General features: G+C 66.4%; 1 protein-coding gene. It reads right to left on the minus strand.

Annotated elements, in window-relative coordinates; all coding sequences use genetic code 11:
- A partial coding sequence (locus EN818_RS30930; RefSeq protein ID WP_135906621.1) for an SDR family NAD(P)-dependent oxidoreductase occupies positions 1–290 on the minus strand: 290 nt, incomplete at its 3' end.
- Between the last annotated feature and the right edge of the window lie 112 nt (positions 291–402).

Below are 402 nucleotides of genomic sequence, written 5' to 3' on the forward strand. Positions count from 1 at the left end.
AGCGGACGGCGCGGATAGATGGCGGCGCAATTGATCAGCGAGTCGACGCGCTCAAGCTCGGCCACGATGGCATCGAAGGCGGCGTGGCATTGCGCGCCTACCTGGATGTCGCATGCGGCAGCCGCTGTCGGCAGGCCTTTGGCCTTCGCCGGACCGAGCGCCGCCTCGGCGGCTTCCTTATTGATGTCGATGTTGCCGATCTTTGCCGCGCCAGCGTCGACGGCCATCTTGGCGAGAAGGGCGCCGAGGCCGGCGCCGCCGCCGACGATCAGAACGGAAAGGTCTTTCATTCCGGTTTCCTTACTTGGTGCCGCTCGGCGAAGTCGGCCATGTCGGCATGATGTCGAAACGGGTGACGTCGGCCCATGCCGGCAGCGCGAGCACGGCGTCGACCATCCTGGC

It is taken from the genome of Mesorhizobium sp. M3A.F.Ca.ET.175.01.1.1, assembly GCF_004791945.1.
Lineage (GTDB): Bacteria > Pseudomonadota > Alphaproteobacteria > Rhizobiales > Rhizobiaceae > Mesorhizobium.